General features: G+C 48.4%; 20 protein-coding genes. 16 read left to right on the plus strand and 4 right to left on the minus strand.

Annotated features, from left to right (window positions below; genetic code table 11):
- Nucleotide 1 precedes the first annotated feature (1 nt).
- Together AC0YN4_RS01820 and AC0YN4_RS01825 are read left to right on the plus strand one after the other, a co-directional pair.
- Nucleotides 2-2,140, plus strand: a complete 2,139-nt coding sequence (locus AC0YN4_RS01820) for a GMC family oxidoreductase (protein ID WP_475834964.1) — start codon at nucleotides 2-4, stop codon at nucleotides 2,138-2,140.
- Nucleotides 2,141-2,251: 111 nt separating this feature from the next.
- On the plus strand, nucleotides 2,252-3,598 hold the full coding sequence (locus tag AC0YN4_RS01825; RefSeq protein ID WP_475834965.1) for a serine hydrolase domain-containing protein: 1,347 nt from the start codon (nucleotides 2,252-2,254) through the stop codon (nucleotides 3,596-3,598).
- A 58-nt stretch (nucleotides 3,599-3,656) separates the two neighbouring features.
- Here AC0YN4_RS01825 and AC0YN4_RS01830 read toward each other — a convergent pair whose 3' ends face one another.
- A complete protein-coding gene (locus tag AC0YN4_RS01830) occupies nucleotides 3,657-4,880 on the minus strand; it encodes an epoxide hydrolase family protein (protein ID WP_475834966.1) in 1,224 nt (407 codons plus the stop codon).
- A gap of 213 nt (nucleotides 4,881-5,093) precedes the next feature.
- Here AC0YN4_RS01830 and AC0YN4_RS01835 point away from each other — a divergent pair, with 213 nt between their 5' ends.
- From AC0YN4_RS01835 to AC0YN4_RS01860, 6 genes are all read left to right on the plus strand, one after another.
- Complete coding sequence (locus AC0YN4_RS01835; protein ID WP_475780755.1) at nucleotides 5,094-5,657, plus strand: TetR/AcrR family transcriptional regulator; 564 nt, start codon at nucleotides 5,094-5,096, stop codon at nucleotides 5,655-5,657.
- Nucleotides 5,658-5,849: 192 nt separating this feature from the next.
- Nucleotides 5,850-6,728 (plus strand): oxidoreductase, encoded by an 879-nt coding sequence (locus AC0YN4_RS01840; protein ID WP_475834967.1) that lies wholly within the window; start codon nucleotides 5,850-5,852, stop codon nucleotides 6,726-6,728.
- A gap of 38 nt (nucleotides 6,729-6,766) precedes the next feature.
- A complete protein-coding gene (locus AC0YN4_RS01845) occupies nucleotides 6,767-7,090 on the plus strand; it encodes an antibiotic biosynthesis monooxygenase family protein (RefSeq protein ID WP_475780756.1) in 324 nt (107 codons plus the stop codon).
- 149 nt (nucleotides 7,091-7,239) lie between these two features.
- Nucleotides 7,240-9,273 (plus strand): Na+/H+ antiporter, encoded by a 2,034-nt coding sequence (locus AC0YN4_RS01850; RefSeq protein WP_475835561.1) that lies wholly within the window; start codon nucleotides 7,240-7,242, stop codon nucleotides 9,271-9,273.
- A 78-nt stretch (nucleotides 9,274-9,351) separates the two neighbouring features.
- The gene (locus tag AC0YN4_RS01855; RefSeq protein WP_475834968.1) at nucleotides 9,352-10,026 is read left to right on the plus strand and encodes a response regulator transcription factor; all 675 of its coding nucleotides are present in this window, start codon (nucleotides 9,352-9,354) and stop codon (nucleotides 10,024-10,026) included.
- Complete coding sequence (locus tag AC0YN4_RS01860; RefSeq protein WP_475834969.1) at nucleotides 10,023-11,021, plus strand: sensor histidine kinase; 999 nt, start codon at nucleotides 10,023-10,025, stop codon at nucleotides 11,019-11,021. The genes AC0YN4_RS01855 and AC0YN4_RS01860 overlap by 4 nt, the downstream gene beginning before the upstream one ends.
- A gap of 62 nt (nucleotides 11,022-11,083) precedes the next feature.
- On the opposite strand, the gene AC0YN4_RS01865 is transcribed toward AC0YN4_RS01860, so the two are convergent.
- The 3 genes from AC0YN4_RS01865 to AC0YN4_RS01875 form a co-directional block, all read right to left on the minus strand.
- Complete coding sequence (locus AC0YN4_RS01865) at nucleotides 11,084-13,054, minus strand: ABC transporter permease (protein WP_475834970.1); 1,971 nt, start codon at nucleotides 13,052-13,054, stop codon at nucleotides 11,084-11,086.
- Entirely contained in the window at nucleotides 13,051-13,797 is a 747-nt protein-coding gene (locus AC0YN4_RS01870) for an ABC transporter ATP-binding protein (protein WP_475834971.1), read from the minus strand. Before AC0YN4_RS01870 ends, AC0YN4_RS01865 begins: the two co-directional genes overlap by 4 nt.
- Before the next feature lie 86 nt (nucleotides 13,798-13,883).
- Nucleotides 13,884-14,795 carry an AraC family transcriptional regulator gene (locus tag AC0YN4_RS01875; RefSeq protein ID WP_475780761.1) on the minus strand — a complete coding sequence of 304 codons (912 nt, stop codon included), beginning with the start codon at nucleotides 14,793-14,795 and terminating at the stop codon, nucleotides 13,884-13,886.
- A 186-nt stretch (nucleotides 14,796-14,981) separates the two neighbouring features.
- On the opposite strand from AC0YN4_RS01875, the gene AC0YN4_RS01880 reads away from it, so the two are divergent.
- From AC0YN4_RS01880 to AC0YN4_RS01915, 8 genes are all read left to right on the plus strand, one after another.
- Entirely contained in the window at nucleotides 14,982-15,719 is a 738-nt protein-coding gene (locus AC0YN4_RS01880; RefSeq protein WP_475780762.1) for an SDR family oxidoreductase, read from the plus strand.
- A 61-nt stretch (nucleotides 15,720-15,780) separates the two neighbouring features.
- On the plus strand, nucleotides 15,781-16,248 hold the full coding sequence (locus tag AC0YN4_RS01885) for a hypothetical protein (protein WP_475780763.1): 468 nt from the start codon (nucleotides 15,781-15,783) through the stop codon (nucleotides 16,246-16,248).
- A 282-nt stretch (nucleotides 16,249-16,530) separates the two neighbouring features.
- Nucleotides 16,531-16,992 carry a carboxymuconolactone decarboxylase family protein gene (locus AC0YN4_RS01890; protein ID WP_475780764.1) on the plus strand — a complete coding sequence of 154 codons (462 nt, stop codon included), beginning with the start codon at nucleotides 16,531-16,533 and terminating at the stop codon, nucleotides 16,990-16,992.
- 83 nt (nucleotides 16,993-17,075) lie between these two features.
- Nucleotides 17,076-17,777, plus strand: a complete 702-nt coding sequence (locus AC0YN4_RS01895; protein ID WP_475780765.1) for a YjjG family noncanonical pyrimidine nucleotidase — start codon at nucleotides 17,076-17,078, stop codon at nucleotides 17,775-17,777.
- A gap of 21 nt (nucleotides 17,778-17,798) precedes the next feature.
- Nucleotides 17,799-18,080, plus strand: coding sequence for a hypothetical protein (locus AC0YN4_RS01900; RefSeq protein ID WP_475780766.1), 282 nt, complete (start codon nucleotides 17,799-17,801; stop codon nucleotides 18,078-18,080).
- Nucleotides 18,081-18,400: 320 nt separating this feature from the next.
- Nucleotides 18,401-21,058, plus strand: a complete 2,658-nt coding sequence (locus AC0YN4_RS01905) for an NPCBM/NEW2 domain-containing protein (protein WP_475834972.1) — start codon at nucleotides 18,401-18,403, stop codon at nucleotides 21,056-21,058.
- A gap of 189 nt (nucleotides 21,059-21,247) precedes the next feature.
- Complete coding sequence (locus tag AC0YN4_RS01910) at nucleotides 21,248-22,405, plus strand: mandelate racemase/muconate lactonizing enzyme family protein (protein ID WP_475834973.1); 1,158 nt, start codon at nucleotides 21,248-21,250, stop codon at nucleotides 22,403-22,405.
- A gap of 270 nt (nucleotides 22,406-22,675) precedes the next feature.
- Nucleotides 22,676-24,397, plus strand: coding sequence for a cache domain-containing sensor histidine kinase (locus AC0YN4_RS01915; protein ID WP_475780769.1), 1,722 nt, complete (start codon nucleotides 22,676-22,678; stop codon nucleotides 24,395-24,397).
- The last annotated feature ends 2 nt before the right edge of the window (nucleotides 24,398-24,399 follow it).

Below are 24,399 nucleotides of genomic sequence, written 5' to 3' on the forward strand. Positions count from 1 at the left end.
TATGAATCCCGTCGAACAGAAGTCTTTGTCTGCGGAATTAGAAATAGTGTTGAAAGCGGTTGCGGACCGCATGGTTCCGGAAGATGCATGGCCATCAGCAACCCAAGCAGGTGTACTTACATCCTTAGAGCGACATTATAACGAGGATCCTGATACATGGCTGAAACTGGTGGAGCCGGGCATTCTGGCACTGCAAGCAGAAGCATTAGCCCGCTTTAGTCGTTCGTTTGCTGAGCTGTCGGCAGCAGAAAGTGACCTTCTGTTGACTGCAGTCCAGCTGGGACTAGTTCAGGATTGGCCGGTTTCATCGAAGCGATTATTCGATACGTTATTAACGTTAGTCATTGAGGGGTATTATGGAAGTCCCGAAGCAGGCGGGAATCGCGCCGGCAAGTCATGGGACATGATTGGATTTCGTCCGGGTCCTGTTTCAGGCGCTCAAGTACCAGCCCAGGAAACTGATTTGCCACAACGTTCCATTGACGAGCTGCGAGATCAATATGATGTCATCGTGATAGGAGCCGGAGCCGGCGGATCCGTAGCTGCAGGCGTGCTGGCCGAATCCGGACTTCACGTACTCGTCATCGAGCGTGGAAGCTGGCTGCGTTATGATCAGGTGGGGCGCGATCACTTGCGAAATCACCGTTTGAGCAAATACGGACATAATACCGGTCCGGCGCTTGTTGGCAACCCGCGGACGATTCTGTTGCCTAACGGACAGCAGCGAATTACGGTTCCGCACGAAGGGGAATACCACAATAACGCGATGACTGTAGGCGGCGGAACTAGGGTCTATGGCGCACAAGCGTGGCGGTTTCATCCGGAAGACTTCCGCATGGCGACACGTTATGGCATTCCGGACGGAAGCTCGTTAAGCGACTGGCCGATCACCTATCAAGACCTCGAACCGTATTATGAACGCGCCGAATGGGAAGTGGGTGTCTCCGGTGATGGCAATGCCTTCCCGGGTCGAGGGAAACGAGAGCGTTCCTACCCGATGTCGGCGATGCCTAGAACGATAGAAGGCGACCGTTTAGCCCAAGCGGCCGTGAAGCTGGGATGGGATGCAGGTCCCGTGCCGCTGCTTATCAATTCGGTTGAACGCGATGGACGACCGGCTTGCGGGCAATGTGGTCAGTGTGTAGGTTTCGCATGTCCAACGAACAGCAAGAACGGCGGGCATAATACGATGATGGTGAGAGCCACTTTACCTGGGAATAAGTGCGACCTCATCTGCGATACGATTGTGGAGCGAATTGAAACAGAAGGTGGAAAACGAGCGACTGGCGTTCATCTCATCCACGAGCGTGCGGATGGTTCGATTCTGCGCCGATCTATTCGCGCCGGGCATGTAGTGGTCGCTGCCGGAGCAATCGAGAGCGCTAGACTTCTGCTTCAATCCGCAAATGAGGCCGAACCGAATGGGATTGGCAATCGGTTCGGTCAAGTAGGCAGACACCTGCAGGGGCATGTTTATGCCGGAGCTTACGGTATATTTGATGAGCAAATTCAGGACGGCAATGGTCCGGGCGTGAGCATCGCGACCTTCCGATTCGAACATAGCGATGAAGCAGGTGTCATCGGAGGAGGGCTGCTAGCCAACGAGTTCATACGTCTGCCCCTCATTCACTGGAATCGCGCGCTTGCTCCGGATGCAGCTCGTTGGGGGAGTGCGGGCAAGGAAACGATGCGCGAGACGTTTCTGCGCACCAGTCAAATTCAAGGCCCGATCCAAGAAATTCCGACAGCTGATTCAAGAGTTCGCTTATCGCCTACGGTGAAAGATCGCTTCGGTCTTCCCGTTGTTCAGCTATCCGGAGGTGTTCATCCGGAGTCTCTTCGCGCATCGGCTATGCTGGCCGAGCAAGCAGAGAAGTGGCTTTGGGCTGCGGGTGCGCGCCAAGTGTGGCGAACACGTGCCGGAAACGGGCTAAGCGGCGGACAGCATCAGTCCGGAACGCTGCGTATGGGGAATGACCCTGCAACATCCGTCACCGATCCGATGGGCAGAGTACATGGGTATGATAATCTGTGGGTGAGCGACGGTTCCGTGCATGTGACTAACGGCGGCGTCAATCCGGTGCTGACCATACTTGCGCTTGCCTTCCGCACTGCGGATAATCTGGTGAATCAAGCCTGATTAGGTGTGCAATGAATACTTTCTATTCGTTTCTTATCTATGCATATCCATTTCCTATCGATATAGTTATGGCTAGTAATAGGAAATAAGCTGGATAAATAGGAGGTAGCTATGAATACAAATTCAGTTAAAATTAGCCGGCTGCATGAAATGCTGACCGAATATGTTGAACATGAACAGTTCCCGGGTCTATCTGTCGGAATCGTGTATGACCACAACCTAAGCTTTGCCGGTGAATATGGAACGGCTAATAAAGGGACGGGTGCCCCCGTGCTTCATGATACCTTATTTCATCAAGCTTCTGTATCCAAAACCTTCGTAGCTACAGGCATCATGCAGCTTGTTGAACAAGGGAAAATAGATTTGGATTCGCCGATCTTGGCGTATCTACCCTACTTTAAACTGGATGACGAGCGATACAGGACGGTTACAGTCAGGCAGCTGATGAACCACACCTCCGGGATGCCGGATGAGTTTGATTACGCGTGGGACCGGCCGGAATACGATGAGCAAAGCCTCGAAAGATATGTAAGAAGTAGTAGTCATCTTAAGCTGCAAAGCGATCCAGGCGATAAGTTCGCTTACAGTAATATTGGCTATGAGATACTGGGCGACCTTATCGCAAAAGTCAGCGGGTTGAGCTTCGAGCACTATATGAATGCAGCCATTCTGGAACCGATCGGAATGCGTTCCAGTTCCTTTCTGAAGCAGGAAGTAGAAACGCAGCTGGCCGCGCCGCATGTGCTCGGATCTTCCCCTGGTTACGGTGGTTATGTCAGCCATGTGTTTCCATACAACAGGGCACATGCACCAAGCTCCACGTTGTATACCAGCGCAGAAGATATGTGCCGCTATCTGCAGATGCACTTAAACCAAGGAGCTGCAGGCAATGGATATTCCGCGTTGCAGTCCGGAAGCCATGCTGAAATGTGGAAGCCTCATGCTGAAACGGGCTATGATCCTAAGAAATCGCATATCGGTCTGGGCTGGTTTATGGGAGATTACAAGGGCTCACGTATTCTCTCCCATTCCGGTTGGGATACGGGGTTCCTAACCCATTTGTTCATTCTTCCGGATGATCATATCGCTATAGCCGTTATGGCCAACAGCGATTATGTCTGGCTGGACAACGTGTCCTTCTCCATACTGGATCAATTGCTGGGGTTAAGAGACATGCCCCATATTAATCGATCTCTTGCTCATAAAGTTGCCTCTCTGGCTGTATCTGATGGTGTGGAGGCAGCAATGGAAGAGTATCATCGTATCATGATTGCGGAATCGGAAAGCTACTATTTAGCCGATTATGAATTTGTAGGCATTACCGAAGCGTTAGCTCGCAATAATCAAGAACAAGATGCTATGATTCGTATCTTATCCTGCGGCACAGCCATAGCTCCTGAAAGCAGCGCCATATCAAGCCGGTTGCAGGAACTTCGAGCAAACACGATATCTCAATAAGAAGAGGCCGCTCTCAAAAGTGTGCAAGACGACTTTTGAGGCGGCCTCTTTGTTTGGGTTAACGAAGAGACCTAAGCCCCGCGCGAACCTCTTCGGAGAACAGCAGCGGCACTTCCCAAGCAGCGAAATGTCCGCCGCGGTCAACTCTGTTATAGTAGATAAGTTCAGGGTAAGCCTGCCGGGTCCAGCTCTTAGGCGCTTCATACAGCTCAAACGGAAAGACTGTCACGGCTGCGGGGATTTGGACTCCCTTTACGACAAAGAAGGAGAACGTGTTCTCCCAATAGAGCCGGGCTGCTGAAATGGCTGTTTTCGTCAACCAATAGAGCGTAGCGTTATCGAGAATATTATCTCTGGTAAGACCTTCCGGATGTCCATCGAATGCCTTAATCATCAGCTCCAGGCTGCAAGCATCGTGGTCCATTAAGAAAGCTGCCAAGCCTATGGGCGAATCCACCAGTCCGGTCAGCGTCTGCGGGCGTGTACCCATCATTGAAGCGTAGCCGAGATGTCTGTAAACGAAAGCCAACTGCTCGCAGGCACGCATCTCTTCCGGCGTTAGATTGGGGGGAAGCGGATTGCCTTTCATGAGTGCGGTATCAATGTGAGGTGGAACCGTGCCCGGCATATTGGAATGAATACCGATTAGTCCCGGCGGTTTCATAACGGCCATGAAATCTGTAATGATCGCTCCCCAATCGCCGCCTTGCGCCACATACTTCGAATACCCGAGTCGATTCATGAGTTCGGTCCATGCACTTGCAATGCGTTCAGGACCCCAACCGGTAGTAGTCGGTTTATCTGAGAAGCCATAGCCGGGCATAGATGGAACGACCAAATGGAAGGCATCCGAAGCTTTCGCTCCATACGCGGTAGGATTGGTTAACGGATCGATTACTTTGAGCAGCTCGATGATGGAGCCCGACCAACCATGCGTGATAATCATCGGCAAAGCATCTTCGTGCTTAGATCGAATATGCATGAAATGGATGTCCAGCCCATCGATCTCTGTCAAGAACTGAGGGATATTGTTGAGCGTAGCCTCGCACTTGCGCCAATCATATTCGGTTGCCCAATATTCCGCGACTTTCTGCATGGTTGCAAGCGGAACACCTTGCGATTGGTTCGATACCGTTTCCTTCTCCGGCCATCTTGTAGCGATAATGCGATTACGCAATTCAGTAAGCTCTGATTCCGGAAAATGAATCTGAAACGGCCCTCGGATGGCTTTCTTATCTGCCATTTGTGCTGCATGTTGTTGGCTTACGTTTCCTTGTGCCATGGTATGTTCTCCTTTAGAAAAGGCTTAAATGAACGCAGGGGGTAAGTCTACGTGGATGAAAATGAATCCTTATACTTTATTCAAGCATCTGCCCATTCGGACCAACCGAATCAACAACATCTCTTATGGGGTTCCTTTTTGATTATCATTGACTTTATGTCCGGAAGAGGCAATAATGTGACTAAATTGTCAGTGTTGTCAGAGGTGGAATGAATGAGTAAGAAACAGGATATCATGACGGCTACGCTCGAATTAATTCATGAAGAGGGACTGCAATCATTCACCTTCTCCAAGATTTTCAAGCGTGCAAACGTCGGTTCCGGCACGATCTATAACTATTTTGCGAATAAAGAAGAGCTCGTGAACGCCGTGTATAAAGAGGCACGCATGCATATGGGGGAATATTTGCTCCATGGCTATAATCCTGGAGCAAGCCTGTATGAACGGTTTAAATGCCTTCAGTTTAATCGACTCCAATTCGGCGTTGATTTCCCCAAGGAATTTTTGTTTATCGACAGCTTCTCTTACTCACCGTATATCTCACCGGAGCTGCGTAATATGGACGATGCTCATCATTCCCGAGAAGTCGTTCATTCCTTAATTGTGGAAGGGCAGAAGCAGGGGATTATCAGAGAGATGGATTCACACCTGTGCCATCAGCTCATCCACGGGATCATTTCGTCCATCTTGAAAGGGTACTATGTACAGAAATATCCGCTGAATGAACAACAGGTGCAGCAAATTCTTGAGGCGTCATGGAAAGCCATCCTTGTGTAAAAGTCTTTTGGGCCATTATGGTCTCAAGGGGCTTTTTTATTTGTGGTCATGGAATAATCATTCCGATAACAAGAAAATATTGGTTGGAATATACATTCCAAAACGTGTTGACTTGAGTTAGAGATGAGACTATACTGATCGCATTGGAACGAACATTCCAAATCACTCACATCATTGGGGAGGCACAATCATATGTCTAAAGTTTGGCTTATTACAGGAAGCTCAAGAGGTTTCGGCCGCAGTCTCGCAGAAGCGGTTTTGGCTAGTGGAGATCAACTCATTGCAACGGCTCGAAATCCCGAACAGCTCACTGATCTTGCTGAACGTTATGGCAGTCAGATTCGTACGGTTCAACTGGATGTCACTCGGTTTGATCAGGCAGAAGCCGCGGTGAAGGCCGCTTTCGATACATTCGGACGGTTAGACGTACTTGTCAATAATGCAGGATACGGCAATGTCTCCTCCATTGAAGAAACTTCGATGGATGACTTCCGCGCTCAAGTAGAAACGAACCTTTGGGGCACAATTAATGTAACGAAAGCTGCGCTGCCACTGCTGCGCGAGCAAGGTCACGGTCACATTGTTCAGTTCTCGTCCATCGGCGGTCGCACAGGTGCACCCGGTCTTGCACCGTACCAATTGGCCAAATGGGCAGTTGAAGGTTTCTCTGAGGTCCTTGCCAAAGAAACGGAATCGCTAGGCTTGAAGGTCACTTTAATCGAACCCGGCGGTTTCCGTACCGACTGGGCCGGTTCATCCATGCAGCACATCGAACCGCGTGTTGAGTACCGGGACACCGTCGGTGGTCTGCTCAAGCACCTGCGCAACACAACCGGCCAAGAGAATGGCGATCCGGATAAAGCTGCGCAAGCCATCATCACAATCGTCAATGAAGAGAATCCGCCTCTTCGTTTGCTGCTTGGCAGCGATGCAGTCGAGATCGCAAATGCAGTGGATGAAGGGAAATTAGCCGAAACAAAACGCTGGGAGAAGCTAAGTCGCTCGACAGATTTTGAAGCCAGGGAATTGAGCCGAGAAGTTACTCGCATGTACGAGGAAATTGGTGATTAATACATTAATTCATTCATTACACTCAAGGAGGCAGCAGTATGACTCAAATTACGATGAATAATCCGATTCTTACTTTCATCAATGTATTCACAGTGGACCCCGCGAATCAGGATCGTCTGGTTGAGCTGCTTACAAGCGCAACAGATGTCTCCGTTCGTTACGCGAAAGGGTTCATCTCTTCGAGTCTTCATCGCAGCTTGGATGGGACTAAAGTGACGATGTATGCGCAGTGGAGAAGCGAAGAGGAATATAACGCGATGCGAAGTGATCCTAAACCACTTCCGTATCTGCAAGAAGCATTAACGATAGCTAAGTTTGAGCCCGGGATGTATGAAGTGGTTCGAACATTCGAGCCAGCCTGAGAATAACCGACAAGTTAATCTGAGCCCTTTGCGACCTAGAGTCCGAAGGGCTCTCTTTATTAAGTCAGCGGGATTGGGAGAATATCGGTTTGCAATCATGGAAAATATAACGAAATATATGCTCGGATAGGGGGGAAGCCAGCTTGGAAGTGTTTATCGTCGTACTTGTGTTACTCGTCCTTATTGGTGTGTCGAATGTGATTTACCGGTTCGTGCCATTCGTGCCGGTACCGCTCATCCAGATCGTGCTCGGCGGCTTCATTACTGTGCTCCCGATCGGCATTCATCTACAGCTGGAGCCGGAGCTGTTCTTTATCTTGTTCATCGCCCCGCTGCTGTACAATGATGGCAGACATACACCGCGAGAAGAGCTCTGGCGACTGCGTGCTCCGATACTGCTGCTTTCCGTAGGGCTGGTATTCGCTACCGTATTCGTAGTCGGCTATACGATTCACTGGATGATACCGACAATTCCGCTGGTCGCAGCCTTTGCTCTGGCAGCCATTCTGTCACCGACGGATGCGATTGCGGTGAGCGCACTCGCTGGGCGAATCCACCTGCCGAAGAGTCTTATGCGACTCCTCGAAGGCGAAGCGTTAATGAACGACGCTTCCGGCTTAGTTGCGTTCAAATTTGCGATCGCGGCAGCGGTAACCGGCATTTTCTCGCTGCAGAAAGCCGCTTTCAGCTTTCTTCTTATCTCGATCGGCGGACTTCTAGTGGGGGCCATGCTCGCTGTAATTATTGCAGGTATACGGCAATTACTGCGACGCAATGGGCTGGATGATGAAACGATGCACATGCTGCTGCAGCTGCTGACGCCTTTTGTCCTTTATTTATGTGCCGAGGAAGTCGGTGTTTCGGGCATCTTAGCAGCGGTCGCCGGCGGGATTGTGCATGCCATTGAGAAAGATAAAGTGGAGTGCGACATCGGGAAACTGAAATCCGTTTCCACCAGTACATGGTCCGTTTATTTGTTTATCCTGAACGGCCTCGTATTTGTCATTCTGGGGACGCAAATTCCTGACGTGACCTCAGTCATCTTCAAAGATCCGGGCTTTAATAACATTGTCGTTATCGGTTATGCCGTGGCTATCTTTGTGCTGCTGCTCGCGCTCCGATTTGTGTGGACGCTGCTCTTTACGCAGGGCTGGCGGATATTCGGCTCCTACAGTAAAGAAGCATCGAGCTTCAAAGCACTCATCATGACAACCATCTCTGGCGTGCGCGGTGCCGTTACGCTAGCCGGCGCCTTCTCCATTCCGCTGTTTCTGAGCAGCGGGGAGCTGTTTCCGGAACGAAACCTCATGATTTTTCTCGCCGCCTGTGTCATTCTGTTGTCCCTCCTAACAGCCAGTATCTTGCTGCCACTAATTGCGAAGAAACGTGTCTTGTCGGACGAAACAGCGTTGGCCTTAGAGGAGAACGAATGGCATGTTCACATCCTGCAAGCCGCTGTGCGCCAACTGCAGCAGGAGAGTAATGAAGGGAACGAGGAAGCGGTGGATGCCGTCATTGAGGAGTACAACCAAATGATTGGGCAGCTTGGATCGAAAGACAGCCAATATAAACGGATATCTCGTTTAAATCAAGACGAAATTGCACTGCGGATCGAAGCATTGGAGATCGAACGGGACTATATCCAGGAGCGCCTCGAGAAGGGCACAATAACGAAAAGCCATGCGGAATTCTATAACAAAATGCTTGATCAAGTAGAAATTATTTTGGCGAATCGGCTGCACTTGTGGTTGTTGGTGTTCAAAAGGCTGCTCGGCCGATTGAAAGAGCTGATCACCGGCGCACCGCATTCAGGGCGAAGGGCATTAACGGAGCAAGACCTTGAATCGCTGCGGGGACTCCGTATCGAGTGCGGACAAGTGGTAATCAATCAGATGGGGCCGTTATGCGCACCGGAGAGTGCGAATGATCCGACAGAATGCGTTGTTGCCTATTATAAGCAGCTCGTCAATCGGCTTCGATCGTTTCAGCTTCACAGTAAACGCAAGAAAGAAGCCTTCGATGAAACACGAAAGGAGCTTCACTGGATTGCGGTTCAGGCGGAGAGGTACGAGGTGCAGAATCTATATGAGCAGGGGAAAATCGATCGTGGATTGGTATCCGAACTGCGCCGCATCATACGGGACCGCGAAGCCTCCATGTACGAACAGATTGAGCTGGGTTGATCCTCTTCTTACAGAGGTAATCTACGGTATGATTGTGCTAAACTACTAGTAGAAACTTTTGTGATAATGAGGGGTAACATGTATAGCATTATGCTGGTTGAAGACGATGAGAAAATTAGACGGATTGTCGGGGATACGTTGGTAAAGTGGCAATATCAAGTGGTCGAAGTGACCGAATTTGAGCAGGTGTTAGCCGAGTTTAAGCGGTCAGAACCTCATCTTGTGCTGTTAGATATTAATTTGCCCGTCTTGGATGGTTACTATTGGTGTCAGCAGATACGCTCGGTTTCCAAGGTGCCGATTATGTTTCTGTCATCTCGCAATCAGAATATGGATGTTGTCATGGCGATCAATATGGGCGGGGATGATTTTATCCAGAAGCCATTCGAATTGGATATTCTGGTTGCCAAGATCGGCGCGCTTATTCGAAGGAAATATACGTATCAGGAAGATGAAAGTCCTACATTCATCCATCGGGGATTGAAATTAAATGTTACGAATTCAACGATAGAATTTCGAGGAAACATCACGGAGTTAAGCCGGAATGAATTCATCCTTCTACAGTTCATGATGCGACATATCGGCAAAATCGTTTCCCGCGAGGACTTGATGCAAGCACTGTGGAATGAAGAACAGTTCGTCGATGATAACACCTTAACGGTCAACGTGAACAGACTGCGCAAGAAAATCGCGGAGCTGGAATTGGAATCGTTTATCGCCACCCGCAAGGGAATGGGGTACTTGATCGAATGAGCTTCCTGCGTTTTCTATCCTACGAGAAACCTTACATTTATCTGTACATAGCTGGTTCCATGATTACGGCCGCGGTTATCTTGACCGATAACAGTGGCGGGAGCGTGGCATGGGGGACATTCTTCTATGCGTTCACCTTAACTTCGCTTGTATTACTTGGATTCTTAATGGTTCGCTACCAACAAAACTTGCGCGTGATGCGTCAAATGAGCAGCGGCGATGCTGACAGCTTATCTTTGGAGGGCGAGGTCACAAGGCAGTACTTGCATGAGCTGAAGATCCAACATATCCGCGAAATGAATCGGCTGCATGATCGGCAAAATGAGCATTATGATTTCATCGTCTCTTGGTTTCATGAGATAAAAACGCCAATTGCCGTTCTGCGTTTACTTCAGCAAACGGAAATGGATGCCAATAGTCTAAGAGAAGAACTTGCGAAGATTGAGCATTACATTGATCAAGCGCTTTATTACGCCAAGCTGGATAGTTTTAATCAGGATTACGATATTCAGAACTGTGACTTGCTGCAAATTGCGAAGGATATCGTAAAAACGCATTCGAAAACCTTTATTTCTAAGAAAATCCGTATGGACATGCAGGCAGAATCGATAGACGTTCAAAGTGATCCCAAATGGCTGCAGTTCATCGTCAATCAGATCCTGACAAACAGCTTGAAGTACACGGGGCATGGCGGACAGATTACGATTACTTCCGTGGAAACTCCGCTGGAGCGGCAATTGCTCATTCGGGACAGCGGGATTGGCATCAGCCCGCAAGACCTTCCACGCATCTTTAATCGTGGTTTTACCGGAGAAACAGGACGCAGGTACACGAAATCTACAGGCATGGGCTTATATTTGGCGCAGCAATTATCCAATAAACTTGGCCATTATATCACGTGCAGCTCTGAGGTCGGGGTATCCACCCAATTTATCATCCATTTCCCGAAGGATGAAGATCCCTATCTGTTGATCCGGCAACAACAAACGCAATGAACGGTCAGTAATCCAGGCTCCCGAAGTCGTCATGATGGACGACTCTGGGAGCCTGCATTTGATTAGTTCATTGCGTTTGTTGGATTCACTATTTTGTAGTAAACACTCGCAGAGGATAAATAAAACAGGGCATAGATGGCCACATACAGAAACAGAACCGCGGTGATAATCGAAGTGATCTGCGGGTAATCCTTGACTTCCTCCATCGTCGGATAAATCAACAGAAACCAACTGTGCAGCAAACCAAGCAGAATTGGAGGCAGGAATACAAACAGCAGCTGTTTACGAATAACCTTCTTCATTTCATGGTCATCGACGCCGAGCTTACGTAAGATCGAATATTGCCTCAGTTCTTCCGTGGCTTCCCGCAATTGCTTAAAGTAGATGATGCTTCCCAGTGCAAATAACGCGATGACCGCAAGGAATGCGGCAGAGAATAGCAGGAGAGATGAAGTTTCAGTATCAATCGTATAGAGATCGACAAATGCAGCGTAATACGATCCAGGTGTTGCCGTAACCAGATCATGGACTTGATGAGATAACGCAGTGGAATTTCGGGCGTCCTTGATTTGATAGATGTCGAACGAGCTAACGGCTGCTCCCGGTTTTAACCCTTCGAATGTTTCATCGGAAATGACCAGGATGGAAGGAAATGAGCCAACGTCCCCTTTGGAGTCGGTAGCCTTGCTGAGAAACGTATAGTTCTTCTTCTCAGCGAGCCGCAATGTCATCTCTTCCTTAAGTTTTACTGTGAATTCAGGCTGCTTGCCTACGGTAAACGTGATGGGTTGCGCTCCGACAGGCAGAAGGACTACTGCTTCTTGACCTTGCAAATTCACCTGTTGTTTATCCCCGCGCATGCTGACGATGTCATTGAATTGCGATTCCGCGAACAGCAGAATTCCTTCCTCAGCTGCATCTCGATTTCCAAAGGCAATGGTGCTGTCAGAAACCGGCACAGCAGATAGTCCATTAATTCTTTCATGGTGTGTAATGGGATGTTCGTTCTCCATTAATTGTTCAATTTGCTTTTGTTTGTCTGCATCTTGTGACGTAAACGCGATGTGGTTCGGAAACTCTTTCCCAGCTGATAAGATTTGCACGGTATAGTTTATCGAAACGAAACCAACCAAGAAAATGATTAACGCACTAAACAAGGAAATGAACGTTAGCATCAAGGTATTTCCGCGAATGGAGAATCGCAGCGAGGAAATCCATAACATTTTGTTACCATCCAAGTAGTTATTCCGCTTGCTCATCTTATCCAAGATCCAACCGAAAAACTGTCGGAAAAATAAATAGGTCCCGCCGATTATTCCGACCGTTACCGCAAACATACTCACCATGGTGTAGTCTTGCCAAACAACCGAGCTTCCGTCGCGACTGATGAGAAAGAAAGCTATTCCTAACAAGAGTACGGAACTTATTGCAAGCGATGCGGAGAATGGAACGGGCTTGTCCTTCTTGGCTTTGGCATGGAATAACTCCACCAATTGGACTCGGCGAACAGTAAGGTAGCTTTGTACACAAATAATGAGAATGATGACCGCGAAGAGCAGAATCGTTGACCTTATCGCCTCAATCGGGAAGGCAAAGGAGATTACTTCGTCGTAATGCATCAAATTCATCAATAACATGCCAAAGAACTTGGAAAGCAATCCGCCGACCAAAATCCCGCTGACGGTAGAGATCGCGCTGAGAATGACAGTCTCGAGAAACACCATCCCTACAATATGCCGCTCACTCATGCCATACAGCAAATACATCCCAAATTCCTTCTTGCGCTGCTTCATAAAGAACGAGTTCGCATAGAGGATGAAGAAAATAATGAAGAAGAATACGACTACCGATGCGATGGAGACGCCAAGTTGAAAATTATCTTTATTTGCGATAGCGGTCAGAATATCATCGTTATACATAAGAGACGAGAATGTGAAATAGATGATGACCCCGATGAGCATGGAAATGAAGTAAATCGAATAGAGTCGAAAGCTTCGTTTCATATTGCGCCAAGATAGATCGAGCAAGCTCATCGTCGTTCGCCTCCTATGGCGCTTTGAACGGTCAGGATGCGATCGAAGAACTGTTTCTCGGATTGTTCGCCTTTAAACATTTCATTGACAATTTTCCCATCTCGGATAAAGATGACGCGCTGGCAATAACTAGCCGCATAAGCGTCGTGGGTAATCAAAAGTACCGTTGTTCTAAAAGAGTGATTAAGCAGTTGAATTTGTTCGAGCAGCTGAGTAGCGGATCGAGAGTCAAGGGAGCCGGTCGGCTCGTCCGCGAATACAATCGCAGGATTCGTAATGATTGCCCGTGCAGCTGCGGTGCGCTGCTTCTGACCGCCGGAGATTTCAGAAGGGTATTGCTGCAAGATCGATTCTAAGTTTAAGGCAGCTATTATTCTCGCTAATCGCTGCTCCATTTCCGCGACCGGTGTTTTCTGCAGAGAGAGCGGAAGCAGAATATTTTCTTTCACCGTTAACGTGTCCAGCAGGTTGTAATCTTGGAAGATAAAACCCATTCGTTTCTGCCGGAAATCGCGTAACGCTTTCTTCTTCATATCGAGCAGCCAGCTTCCCTCGATCCAAACATCCCCGCCATTAAAGCTGTCAATCGTGGAGAGCGTGTTTAATAATGTCGTTTTGCCAGAGCCGGATGGCCCCATAATGGCAGTGAATTCTCCTTGTTCAATCGTCAGATCAATACTTTTTAAGACTTGTACATTTCCATACGACTTCGATAAGTTCTTGGTTTGTATAATGTTCCCCATGGATGTCATCCTCCTTCACCACACCACTATACCGACTAATTTGCCCTTCAACCATCGAATTAACAACATCTAAAGTGACATTTTTGTCATATAGAGCGGTGATTGTGAACATCCTGCTTGGGCGGTCTTCCATACATCCTGGCGTATTCCCGGCTGAATTGGGAAGGACTCTCGTAACCGACGCGGAATGCCGCATCAGCAGCCTGCATGGATTCTGTCAGCATGAGCCGCCGTGCTTCCTGCAAACGAACCGTTTTCTGATATTGCAGGGGACTCATCGCCGTAATCCTTTTAAAATGTTTATGAAACGCCGATGTGCTCATGTTCACAGACTTGGCAAGCTGCTCGACCACAATCATCTGATCGAATTGCCGGTTAATGATTTGGATCGCACGTGCGATGTTGTTCGCATGGCCGCCGGTAACGGCAAATTGGTAGAGGCGTGCACCTTGCTCGCCTTGAAGGACACGATACAAGATTTCGCGGATGACGAGTGGAGCAAGAATCGAAATATCTTCAGGCTCATTAAGCAGCCGCATGAGTCGCACAATGGATTCGAGTAATGCGGGAGAGGTTCGGCCTACAGTGATCCCGCGACTGAGTTCGGCGGGAACTTGCACGGGGCGATGCATTTCTTTTACGATTTCCAGGATCATATCGGTGTCGAAGCTTAACTTTAAGCTTAAATAGGGGGTGTCGGACGAAGCTTCAATAATTCTCCCTACAATCGGCAATTCAACGGAAGTGATCAGGTAATTCGATGAATCGTACCGGTAGGTTTCGTCAGCCAGTGTGCCAGTCTTTGCCCCTTGTGCTACGACGCAAATGGATGGTTTATAGACCGCTTCCAGCGGTTCAGACAAATGAGTCGCATGCATGAGCTGCAAAGAAGGCACTGCCGTCGGATGGGTACCGCTGAGCGGAGCATGTTGGTGTATCAATCGTGCCAATTGCTGCAAAGCTTGCTCTAAGCGGAGGGCTTCATTTAGTGGATCCATGCGTTTGCGTTCCTTCCCGGAGACGAAGTAATGTACTCCTTATCATAGCGAACTTGAAGAGAATTAGGCAAGAATTGTACAGGTATGATCTAACGGCATCTAACTAACCATGACTATAATAAACTTACAAGCCGAACACTGCAGAATAGTTATAGGTTAATTCCAAAGGATAAGGAGAGATCAGATATGAGTTTGAATGGCAAAGTAGCGATCGTCACAGGAGCTTCACGGGGGATTGGACGTCAATTGGCGATCCAACTGGCACAAGCAGGAGCGAAGGTGGTCGTCAATTATTCCTCGAATCAAGGGAAAGCGGACGAGGTTGTAACGACGATCGAACAGTTCGGCGGCGAAGCGACTGCAATTCGCGCCGATGTGAGCAAAGTGAGCGAAGTCGAAGCGTTATTCTCAGCTACGATTGCTCGTTTCGGGCGCGTAGACATTCTGGTCAATAATGCTGGAATCATGGAATGCACAGCTATCGCAGATGTTACAGAAGAGATGTTTGATCGGCAATTCGCCATTAATGTGAAAGGGACTTACTTCGCTTGCCAACAAGCGATGAAGCATATGTCGAAAGGCGGGACAATCATCAATTTCTCTACTTCCGTCATCGGTGCTATGCTCCCCACTTATAGCGTTTATGCCGCAACCAAAGGGGCGGTTGAGCAAATCACTCGCCAATTGGCGAAGGAATTTGCGCCGAAGGATATCGTTATCAATTGCATTGCACCGGGACAGATTGCGACCGAGTTGTTCTTGAACGGCAAATCACCGGAACTGATTGATTCATTCAGCCGTATGATTGCCTTTGGCCGTCTTGGCGAACCTGAGGACATCGCGAATGCGGTTGATCTGCTAGTCAGCGATAAAGCGCGTTGGATTACGGGGCAGACGATTCGCGTGAACGGCGGGTTTAATTGAAAATGAAACGAAGCACGCGGTCATCCGTTATAATATAAATAATAATACGGAGGTGCTTCAGATGGATTTTCTGAAAGGGATCGGGAAACTGGCGGGCGATGTGACAGGCAGAGTAATCGGAGGAACGGTACGGGTCGCCGGAGAACTTGTCCATAGCGACTATATTAAAGAAATCGGCAATGATGTGGAGCGAGTAACTTCCAAAACAGGTGAACTGGCGGGTCAAGCAGCAAGCGGCGTATGGGATGTAGGCGCAGGCTTGGTAACAGCCGATAAGCAACGGGCGCAAACAGGACTTAACGATCTTGGAGATGCGGCAACAACAACGGTGAGAGGTGCGGGACAAGGCATCCAATACGTGGTCGAAAGCGGGATCGAAGTGGTGGCCGGCATCAAAGAAAACGATAAGGAATTAATCAAAGACGGCGTCAAGAAGCTTGGAAAAGCAGCCGCAATTACGGTGCTTGCCGTAGGCGTCATCGATCTGGCAGATGGGCCGGATGGATCAGGTTCGTCGAGTACAGTTTAAGGTAGTTTGAATGCTGAGAGTTCGATTTTCGAACTCTCAGCATTTTTTTTATAGGACAGAAGGAGACGGTTGACATGGAGCTAATGATGAATTATATTAAAGACAACATTAATCGTCGATATAAATTATCTACAATTAATGCGGCGAGAAAAGTGGACTCAAAGGGGGATATTCCGCTAATAGTCATGGAAATATTATAGGTCAGGGACTAATTAATGAGCGGCATTTCAGGCAGCCTTTGAACGAATCATGAATACAAACTAACAGAAGAGGTGTATAGATATGGAATTGAGATTAAACTACATGAAGGCTCGCCCCGAGTCGTTACAGGCGTTGTTGAAATTGGAAGGATATGTGAAGAACAGCGGCCTTGATCACCACTTGTGGGAATTGATCAAAATTCGCGCCTCTCAAATTAACGGCTGTGCATACTGTTTGGACATGCATACGAAGGATGCACGTGCTATGGGGGAAACGGAGCAGCGATTGTATCTGCTGAATGCATGGAAGGAAGCACCGTTCTATACGGATGAAGAGCGGGCCGCACTGGCGTTAACTGAAGCGGTGACCCAAATTTCAGAGGGCGGCGTATCACAGGAATTGTATGAGCAAGTCCGCAATTATTTCGATGAGGGCCAATTCGTCGATTTGATTATGGCGATTAATGCCATTAACTGTTGGAATCGAATGGCGATCTCAACGGGGATGATACCCGGCGAATATCAACCGGCCGTACGCAAATAGTATTTTTACGCAGTCTATCACTGTACATCGTGGATGTATGGCGATAGACTGTTGTTTATTATACACTTATAAGAGGTGGGTACATGAGCTACAACATACTGCTATTTGATTTAGACGACACGTTGTTAGACTTCGGCGCCAATGAAACCGAATCGTTAACCCAATTGTTTGGGCACCACGGATACACGTTCTCAGATGAGTTATTTGGCGTGTATAATTCCGTCAACAAACAATTATGGGCGGATTATGAGCATGGAACGATCGGTTTAGATGCGGTGCTTAACTCGAGATTCTCCGAAACGATGTTGAAGCTTGGCGAAGTTGTGGATGGCCCTGAATGGGAGAAGATGTATAGAGAGCTGCTTGGTACCGGAAATCAGCTGCATATCGAAGGTGCACTGGAAGTCATTCAAAGTCTATCTGGATCCCATCGACTGTTCGTTGTTACGAATGGCATTACCCAAACGCAGATTAAGCGATTGAAGATTTCGGGATTGTATGATTTCTTTGAAGCTGTTTTCGATTCGCAAAGCATCGGCTACTCCAAGCCGTCTATCGCCTTCTTCGAATACGTGATGAATCATATTAAGGATTTCAATAAAAGAGAAGCATTGATTATCGGGGATTCATTAAGTACCGACATTAAAGGCGGCATTCTCTCCGGAATTGATACGTGTTGGATCAACCGTAGATCACAAAGCAGCCCCGCAGATATCCAAAGTACTTATACGATTACGACTTTAGTTGAACTTTTTGCGATTTGCCCGCCTAACCAAACAAAATAAGAAGAAGTTGGTGCTTAATCGATGTCACAAGCAGAGCAAGAGAAAATCTCCTTTTCCAGTTTCATGCTGGATCCCAAATTCGCTGAATTTAACAATATTGCGCATGAGAAGCAGCCGCAGATGAATGCCATTATCGAGGCTTGGGACAACCACACTTTAGTGACCAATATCACGAAGTTAAATCGCGAATTGCTCCGTCGTGATGCGCACGGTGTTCAAGAAACGCCATTTGCAGAGACCAATGAGGAATTGCATTTGATGCTGTATTCGTTAACCATGTACCTTAAGGATCGCTTGGAATAGTCCTGCCGGATTTTGCATTGTCAGCTCTCGCCATTAGTTTGGCGGGGGCTTTTTGGCGTTTATTTGGTATCAGCAATCAGGATTGTACATGATTTCGAATAATGTATAAGCTCCCGTTTCGGGAGGAGGGGTCATTTTCAGTTATTGTACACTATCTACTGATTTGATCCGTGCTGTAGCATGTTAGATGGATAGATTGGAATTCGCTTCCACAATATCGGGCAAAAAGGAGGTCAGGTGTTCATCCAATAAATGACTTGAGAATCTGTAGCTGTAGCTGAAATCACCGTAACTAACCCAATGAAGGAGAGAAGTGAAGAATGAAAGTGAAGCCGTCCAAGAAAGCTGTCATTCGCTTGTTCTTGTCTGCCATTATGGTAACGTCTGCTATTCCTTTGAGCAATGTCGCTGCAGGTCCTGTCGCATCAACGACTCTGTCCGCCAACGATTTCGGGGCAAACGGGGCAGATAATCTCGATGATAAAGCTGCGATTCAATCGGCTATTGATGCAGCAGCACCGGGGGATACGGTACTGCTTCCGAAAGGCACGTATTATTTGGCGGGTACAGTTAAAGGGAAATCAGGCGTCGCGATCCGTGGAGAGGATCGCAACAGCACGATCGTGAAATATACGGACAACCCCGAAACGTATATGTTTTATATGCTGAACGTATCCGGAGCATCGATCAAGAATATGACGCTTGATGGAAACAACAGCACAGTAGCGATGTCAGCGGCCGTATCCGAGGGCGGCGGCGGAAACGAGATGAGCGGACTAATAGTCAAGGATTTCGCCGCTGTAGATGGCTTCGGTCCTCATGCGCTTTACGTCGTCGGATCTCAGAACGTTCGCATCACGAACAACAATGTCACGAACATCGGCGTAGGCTCGATCTGGGGGGCTGCCGTTCGCGCAGGCTGGGATTCCAAGAACGTGATCGTTGAAAATAACGTCATCGCGAATACCGGACGAGGAGGTATCCTCATTAATGACGGAAGCTCCGGCGCGATTGTTAGATCCAATACAATCACCGGATCAGGCTTGAAGGAACATGGCCTATCCATTGAGCTTCATACGAATTCGGACAATGCCATCATTGAGGATAATCATGTGGATTTCTGGATCAGTGCCGTACGCTCGAAGAATATCGCCGTGCGCCGGAATGTGGTGCAGCCAACCGACGGCAGAGTCGGTTCAATCGGACTGGAAATCATGGCGGAGAACGCCGTAACGACGGACAATCTGGTAGACGGCGGCCAGCAAGTAGGGATTCAGCAATCTCCGGGAACAGGACATCAATTGTGGAGCTACAATGTGGTGAAAAACATGGTCATGTGGGGCATGCAGCTGCAAGGTGCAGGCTCAGGAGAGACCGAGCAATATCAATATTTCTATAAGAACAGCTTTATCAATACGCAGCTCGGCAATCCGAAAGCTGCTTATCCCGGCTATGAGGGAAATGGCGTTCGGATTCACGGCAATTCTCAAAACCTATCGTTCGACAGCAACCTTATCGCAAACAACGGTCGCAAGGCGATTGAGATTACGGGAGCAGCAGGCGTGGATCGGCTAAGCTTTACGAATAACATTATTTCCGGCAATAAAGGCGTGACGATGGATCCCTATCCGACAGCTGCGCAGCACTTGGAATGGTCGGGCAATCTTGTCTTCCTTAACGGCAGCAATGCACAGCCGAAGTCGCGCGGGTTTACGAATACGAAGCCGGTGGCAAACTTTACGAATCCTGTACTGGTACGTGCAGGTGCGCCGGTTACGTTCGTCAGCACCTCGACAGATAATGGGGCGATCGCTACCTATCTATGGGATTTCGGGGCAGGGCTGCCAAGCGCATCAGCTAAGCCGACGTATGTCTATGACAAACCCGGTATTTACCGCGTGACTCTTGTCGTATGGGATAATGAAGGGCGTTCGAACGTGAAGGAGAAGATCATTCTGGTTAGTCCGGGGCTGCCTGACACGAAGAAACCAAACATGCCTACGAATTTGGTTTCACCCTCGCAGACCGATGAGACAATTGATTTGATTTGGAACCCTGCATCTGACAATGTAGGCGTCGTCGGATACGAAGTCTATCGCGATGGGGCACTTGTGGGCACTACTGCACCGGGTGAATTAGCCTTCACGCTTACGGGGCTGTCGCCAATCACGACGTATAGTATAACGCTGCGAGCACGTGATGCTGCAGGCAATGTTTCAGATGTCAGCGCTGCGCTCAGCGTGACGACTGAACTTCCGGATTCGCAGCCGCCAACCGCGCCGGCTGCGCTAACAGCTGCATCCGTAACCGGCACCAGCGCAAGCTTAACTTGGACGGCGTCAACGGATAACAAGGCGGTTACAGGTTACGAGGTTTACAGGAACGGCAACCTGGTCGGTACGACTACAGGGGCAACGGCAACTTCGTTTACGGCGTCAGGCCTTATTCCGGGTACCGCAAGCACTTTCACTGTAAAAGCAAAAGACGCAGCGGGAAATAGCTCGGGTGCAAGTAACGAAATCAATGCCGTATTGGCACCGCCTACTTCGCCGACTGTATTCCTCAGCGACTATTCATGGGATTACGGCGTCGCAGGTTGGGGCAATATCCAGCGTGATAAATCATCGGATGGCAAACCAATTACCCTAAACGATGTCGTCTATGCGAAAGGTTTGGGTACGCATGCCGAATCGACGATCGTGTACACGCTCGGAGGCGAATATGCCAAATTCCAAGCGAGTGTTGGCGTCGACGACGAGACTTATGGTAATGGCGGTGTAAGCTTCCAAGTTTGGCTGGATGGCATACTGGCATTCGACAGTGGATTCATGAACGCAACAGCAGCGACGCAAAATATTGATCTGGCTATCGAAGGCATAAATGAGCTGAAGCTAGTCGTCACCAATGGCGGCAACGGCAGCGATTGGGATCATGCGGATTGGGGAGATGCACGCATCCTCTATCCAACCGGTGAATAAGGCATATGAATACGGAGACCGATCCTTGTGATCGGTCTCTTTCTTCGGAGCTGCAGGCAGACTATGAATAAGTCCAAAAAACGTAGGATTGTCCATTGGTGTGCGTGCGTCAGATGACTATACTTTTATTCAATTCCTACAATATGGGAGACTATGATTTCTATTCATTACGATGGGGGAGTAGTTGCGATGTCCGATATTAAAATAACGCATGTCGAAACGATATTGTTATCCAGAATGCATGAACCTGATAGGCAATGGATGACTTCGACATTCCGGACAATTAAAGCAGAAGCCGCAATCGTGGTCATTCGAACCGATGCTGGTATTACGGGAATCGGCGAAGCCTGCGCATATGGTGTGCCCGGAAAGATCAGCGATATGGTTAGAAGAGTCGGCCCTCTGCTAGTAGGCCGCGACCCAAGGGATCCATCCATCGTGCTGCGCCCGAATGGGCAATCCTGGGCTTATGATTGCGCGATTTCAGGCATGGATTGTGCGCTGTGGGACATTCGCGGGAAACTAGCCGGCAAAGCGGTTTCGCAGCTGTTGTCGCCTAATCCGCTTAGCAACGTGCAGTTGTATGCATCCGGCGGCTGCAGCTACGATTGGAGAGAGCGGCCGGAGCAGCTCATAGAGGAAGCATTATCTTATATCGCCGAGGGCTACGAGGTCTTCAAATTCAGAGTGGGCACACACTGGGCTTGGGATGGCGTAACCGTAGATCGGATGCTCGGTCTTATTCAGGAGTTGTCCCAGGAAGTGAACGGCCGGATGGAGCTTGCGATTGACGGTAATCAGCGTCTAACGGAAGAGCTTGCGCTCGCTCTTGGCAAAGGACTTGATCGGATAGGTGGATTCCGATGGTTCGAGGAACCAATTCCGCAGAAGGACGTTGAAGGGTATGCGAGGCTGAACGCAGCCTTGAGTGTACCGGTAACCGGAGGAGAACAGTACACGACGATAGAGCAGTTCATTCCCTATATGGAGCGTCAAGCGTATTCGATTATTCAGCAGGATGCAGGGATATGCGGGATTACCGCAGCTATGTCGATTGCTCAGTTCGGCATGCAGTACGGTGTTCCGACAATTCCACATAACTGGCATAACGGCGTCATGACGATGGCGAATGCGCATCTGGTTGCTGCACTTCCGAATCCGATTCTAGTGGAATTGTGCCGCATTCAGGGACCGTTGCAATGGGGACTTGTTCAGGAAAGCCCCGTCATTAAGGACGGATGGCTTGAGCTGCCGGACAAGCCGGGACTCGGCGTTGAACTGGCTGAAGATGCGTTGGAACGGTTCCCATTTGTTGAAGGAAACTATTACGTGTCCGTGGATAGATAGAAGCTGAGTTCTAGTTGGATGTTCGATAGTTAACTGCATTAATTATAAATTCAGCCACGTCGGAAATCATTCTGACGTGGTTTTTTTACATGAATCGCTCTATTTCATCGATTTTCTTTGATTGTCGACATAAAAGCACGCAGACTTTTGTCTCATTGTTAAATGGAATTATTATCCTTATAATGTCATTACCGATTTGTGAAAGCGCAACCATTAAAACCCAATTTATTAATCAAACAGCTGTGTTACTACCCTTTAGGAGGGATGCCGATGATGAAATGGATTAAAGTTCGCTCACTCAAATACAAAGTCATACTTGTGTTTATCATCATCTCGTTCCTATTGGTCATCCTACAGGCAGGTTTCTTCCAGCATTGGATTAGCGGGATTATTCTGCGGCAGTCAGAAGCCAATTTACAAGAAACGGTCCGGCAAATCGGAAAGCAGGTTGATCTGCAATATAAGCAAATCGATGCCAATGCCCGTGTTATTCGCAACAACCAAGTGTTAAAGAACTATCTGAAGGATTTGAACCGGCACACGATCAACTATCAAATCGCGAAATACCAAATTGCAAGGCAAATTGTTAGACTGCCTAATTTGGAGATGATCGAGAACATCTACATCTTCCCGGTTGGCTACGCGCCAATGAACTTATTTTATTCCGATGCGATATTCGAAGCGGACAAGCTTACCGAACAATTAATGACAACAGATCGCCCGAGCAGCTCGGAGGATGTCATCTGGACGGTGCAGCCGCAGACGCATCTCATTACAATGATGATGCTCATATATGACGGGGAAGAGCTGCTCGGTCTGCTCCGAGTGGATTTAAATGAGAAATTTCACGATCAATTGGACGATGTGCGATTGGGAGAAGAGGGAAGTGTGTTCCTGATTAAGGATAAGACCATCATGTTCGCCACAGACAGGAGGCTCGTTCATCAATCGGAATCCAGTTTAGCGCAGCAGCTCGATTCAGGTACCCAAGTCACCTCGACATTGAATTACCAGGGGTGGAAACTGATTGGGGTCGTGCCAAACAAAGAAATCCTTAACCAAGTCAACCAGGTGAATAAAGTGTTACTGCTTATGGAATTGATCGTTTTTGCATTCATCTTCTTATTTGCGCTGGTCATTCTTCGCATGATTCTAAGACCGCTGAAACAGATCATGAGAGGGATGGAGAGCATTGAGCAAGGGAAGCTGGATGTCATAGTCAGCAGGGAAGGAAATGACGAATTCAGCGTCATTATCAGGCATTTCAACCATATGGCCGAACGGGTAAACCGGTTAATCAAGACCGTGTACTACCAGCAGCTAACCTATCGTAAAGCCGAAGTGATCAATCTGCAGTCGAAGTTGAATCCCCATTTTCTATATAACACGCTGGACATGATTTATTGGATGACGGTGGTCAAGGATGAGGAAGAAATCGGCGAAGCGATTATTTCGTTGTCCACTATTCTGCGATACTCGATCTCACATCAGAATGAGTTTGTCACTGTCTCGGAAGATATGGAGCAGCTGGAAAATTACTTGAAAATTCAGCGGATGCGCTTCGAAGACAAGCTGTCTTATGTGTTTCATATAGATCCTGCGATAGCGGATATTAAGATTCCGAAGCTGCTCGTTCAACCGTTAGTGGAGAACGCGATTAAATATGCTTTCCAGCAAATGATGCTTGGCGGCATTATTATCATTCGAGGTTATGTCCAGGGCGATGACTTGTATCTTGTCGTGGAGGACAACGGGATCGGCATGCCTGCAGAGAAAGTCGAAGCTTTGCTTACGTCATTCGAGAAGAAGAGCTTAAGCGGCGGTCTCGGCATTCAATTAGTCAGGCAGCGAATTACTTATATCTACGGGGAAGAGTTTGGATTGTCCATTCGGAGCGAAACCGGCCGCGGAACAGCGATCACACTAAAGCTGTGTATAGATGCTGGAATTCCTCAAGAGGAGCTATGGAAGGATGAAGCCATGCATGCCTAACT

This window comes from Paenibacillus sp. J22R3 (assembly GCF_056269305.1).

Coding starts and splice junctions, on each gene's coding strand:
- AC0YN4_RS01820 (WP_475834964.1), top strand. CDS start 2: ATGAATCCCGTCGAACAGAAGTCTTTGTCTGCGGAATTAGAAATAGTG.
- AC0YN4_RS01825 (WP_475834965.1), top strand. CDS start 2,252: ATGAATACAAATTCAGTTAAAATTAGCCGGCTGCATGAAATGCTGACC.
- AC0YN4_RS01830 (WP_475834966.1), bottom strand. CDS start 4,880: ATGGCACAAGGAAACGTAAGCCAACAACATGCAGCACAAATGGCAGAT.
- AC0YN4_RS01835 (WP_475780755.1), top strand. CDS start 5,094: ATGAGTAAGAAACAGGATATCATGACGGCTACGCTCGAATTAATTCAT.
- AC0YN4_RS01840 (WP_475834967.1), top strand. CDS start 5,850: ATGTCTAAAGTTTGGCTTATTACAGGAAGCTCAAGAGGTTTCGGCCGC.
- AC0YN4_RS01845 (WP_475780756.1), top strand. CDS start 6,767: ATGACTCAAATTACGATGAATAATCCGATTCTTACTTTCATCAATGTA.
- AC0YN4_RS01855 (WP_475834968.1), top strand. CDS start 9,352: ATGTATAGCATTATGCTGGTTGAAGACGATGAGAAAATTAGACGGATT.
- AC0YN4_RS01860 (WP_475834969.1), top strand. CDS start 10,023: ATGAGCTTCCTGCGTTTTCTATCCTACGAGAAACCTTACATTTATCTG.
- AC0YN4_RS01865 (WP_475834970.1), bottom strand. CDS start 13,054: ATGAGCTTGCTCGATCTATCTTGGCGCAATATGAAACGAAGCTTTCGA.
- AC0YN4_RS01870 (WP_475834971.1), bottom strand. CDS start 13,797: ATGGGGAACATTATACAAACCAAGAACTTATCGAAGTCGTATGGAAAT.
- AC0YN4_RS01875 (WP_475780761.1), bottom strand. CDS start 14,795: ATGGATCCACTAAATGAAGCCCTCCGCTTAGAGCAAGCTTTGCAGCAA.
- AC0YN4_RS01880 (WP_475780762.1), top strand. CDS start 14,982: ATGAGTTTGAATGGCAAAGTAGCGATCGTCACAGGAGCTTCACGGGGG.
- AC0YN4_RS01885 (WP_475780763.1), top strand. CDS start 15,781: ATGGATTTTCTGAAAGGGATCGGGAAACTGGCGGGCGATGTGACAGGC.
- AC0YN4_RS01890 (WP_475780764.1), top strand. CDS start 16,531: ATGGAATTGAGATTAAACTACATGAAGGCTCGCCCCGAGTCGTTACAG.
- AC0YN4_RS01895 (WP_475780765.1), top strand. CDS start 17,076: ATGAGCTACAACATACTGCTATTTGATTTAGACGACACGTTGTTAGAC.
- AC0YN4_RS01900 (WP_475780766.1), top strand. CDS start 17,799: ATGTCACAAGCAGAGCAAGAGAAAATCTCCTTTTCCAGTTTCATGCTG.
- AC0YN4_RS01905 (WP_475834972.1), top strand. CDS start 18,401: ATGAAAGTGAAGCCGTCCAAGAAAGCTGTCATTCGCTTGTTCTTGTCT.
- AC0YN4_RS01910 (WP_475834973.1), top strand. CDS start 21,248: ATGTCCGATATTAAAATAACGCATGTCGAAACGATATTGTTATCCAGA.
- AC0YN4_RS01915 (WP_475780769.1), top strand. CDS start 22,676: ATGATGAAATGGATTAAAGTTCGCTCACTCAAATACAAAGTCATACTT.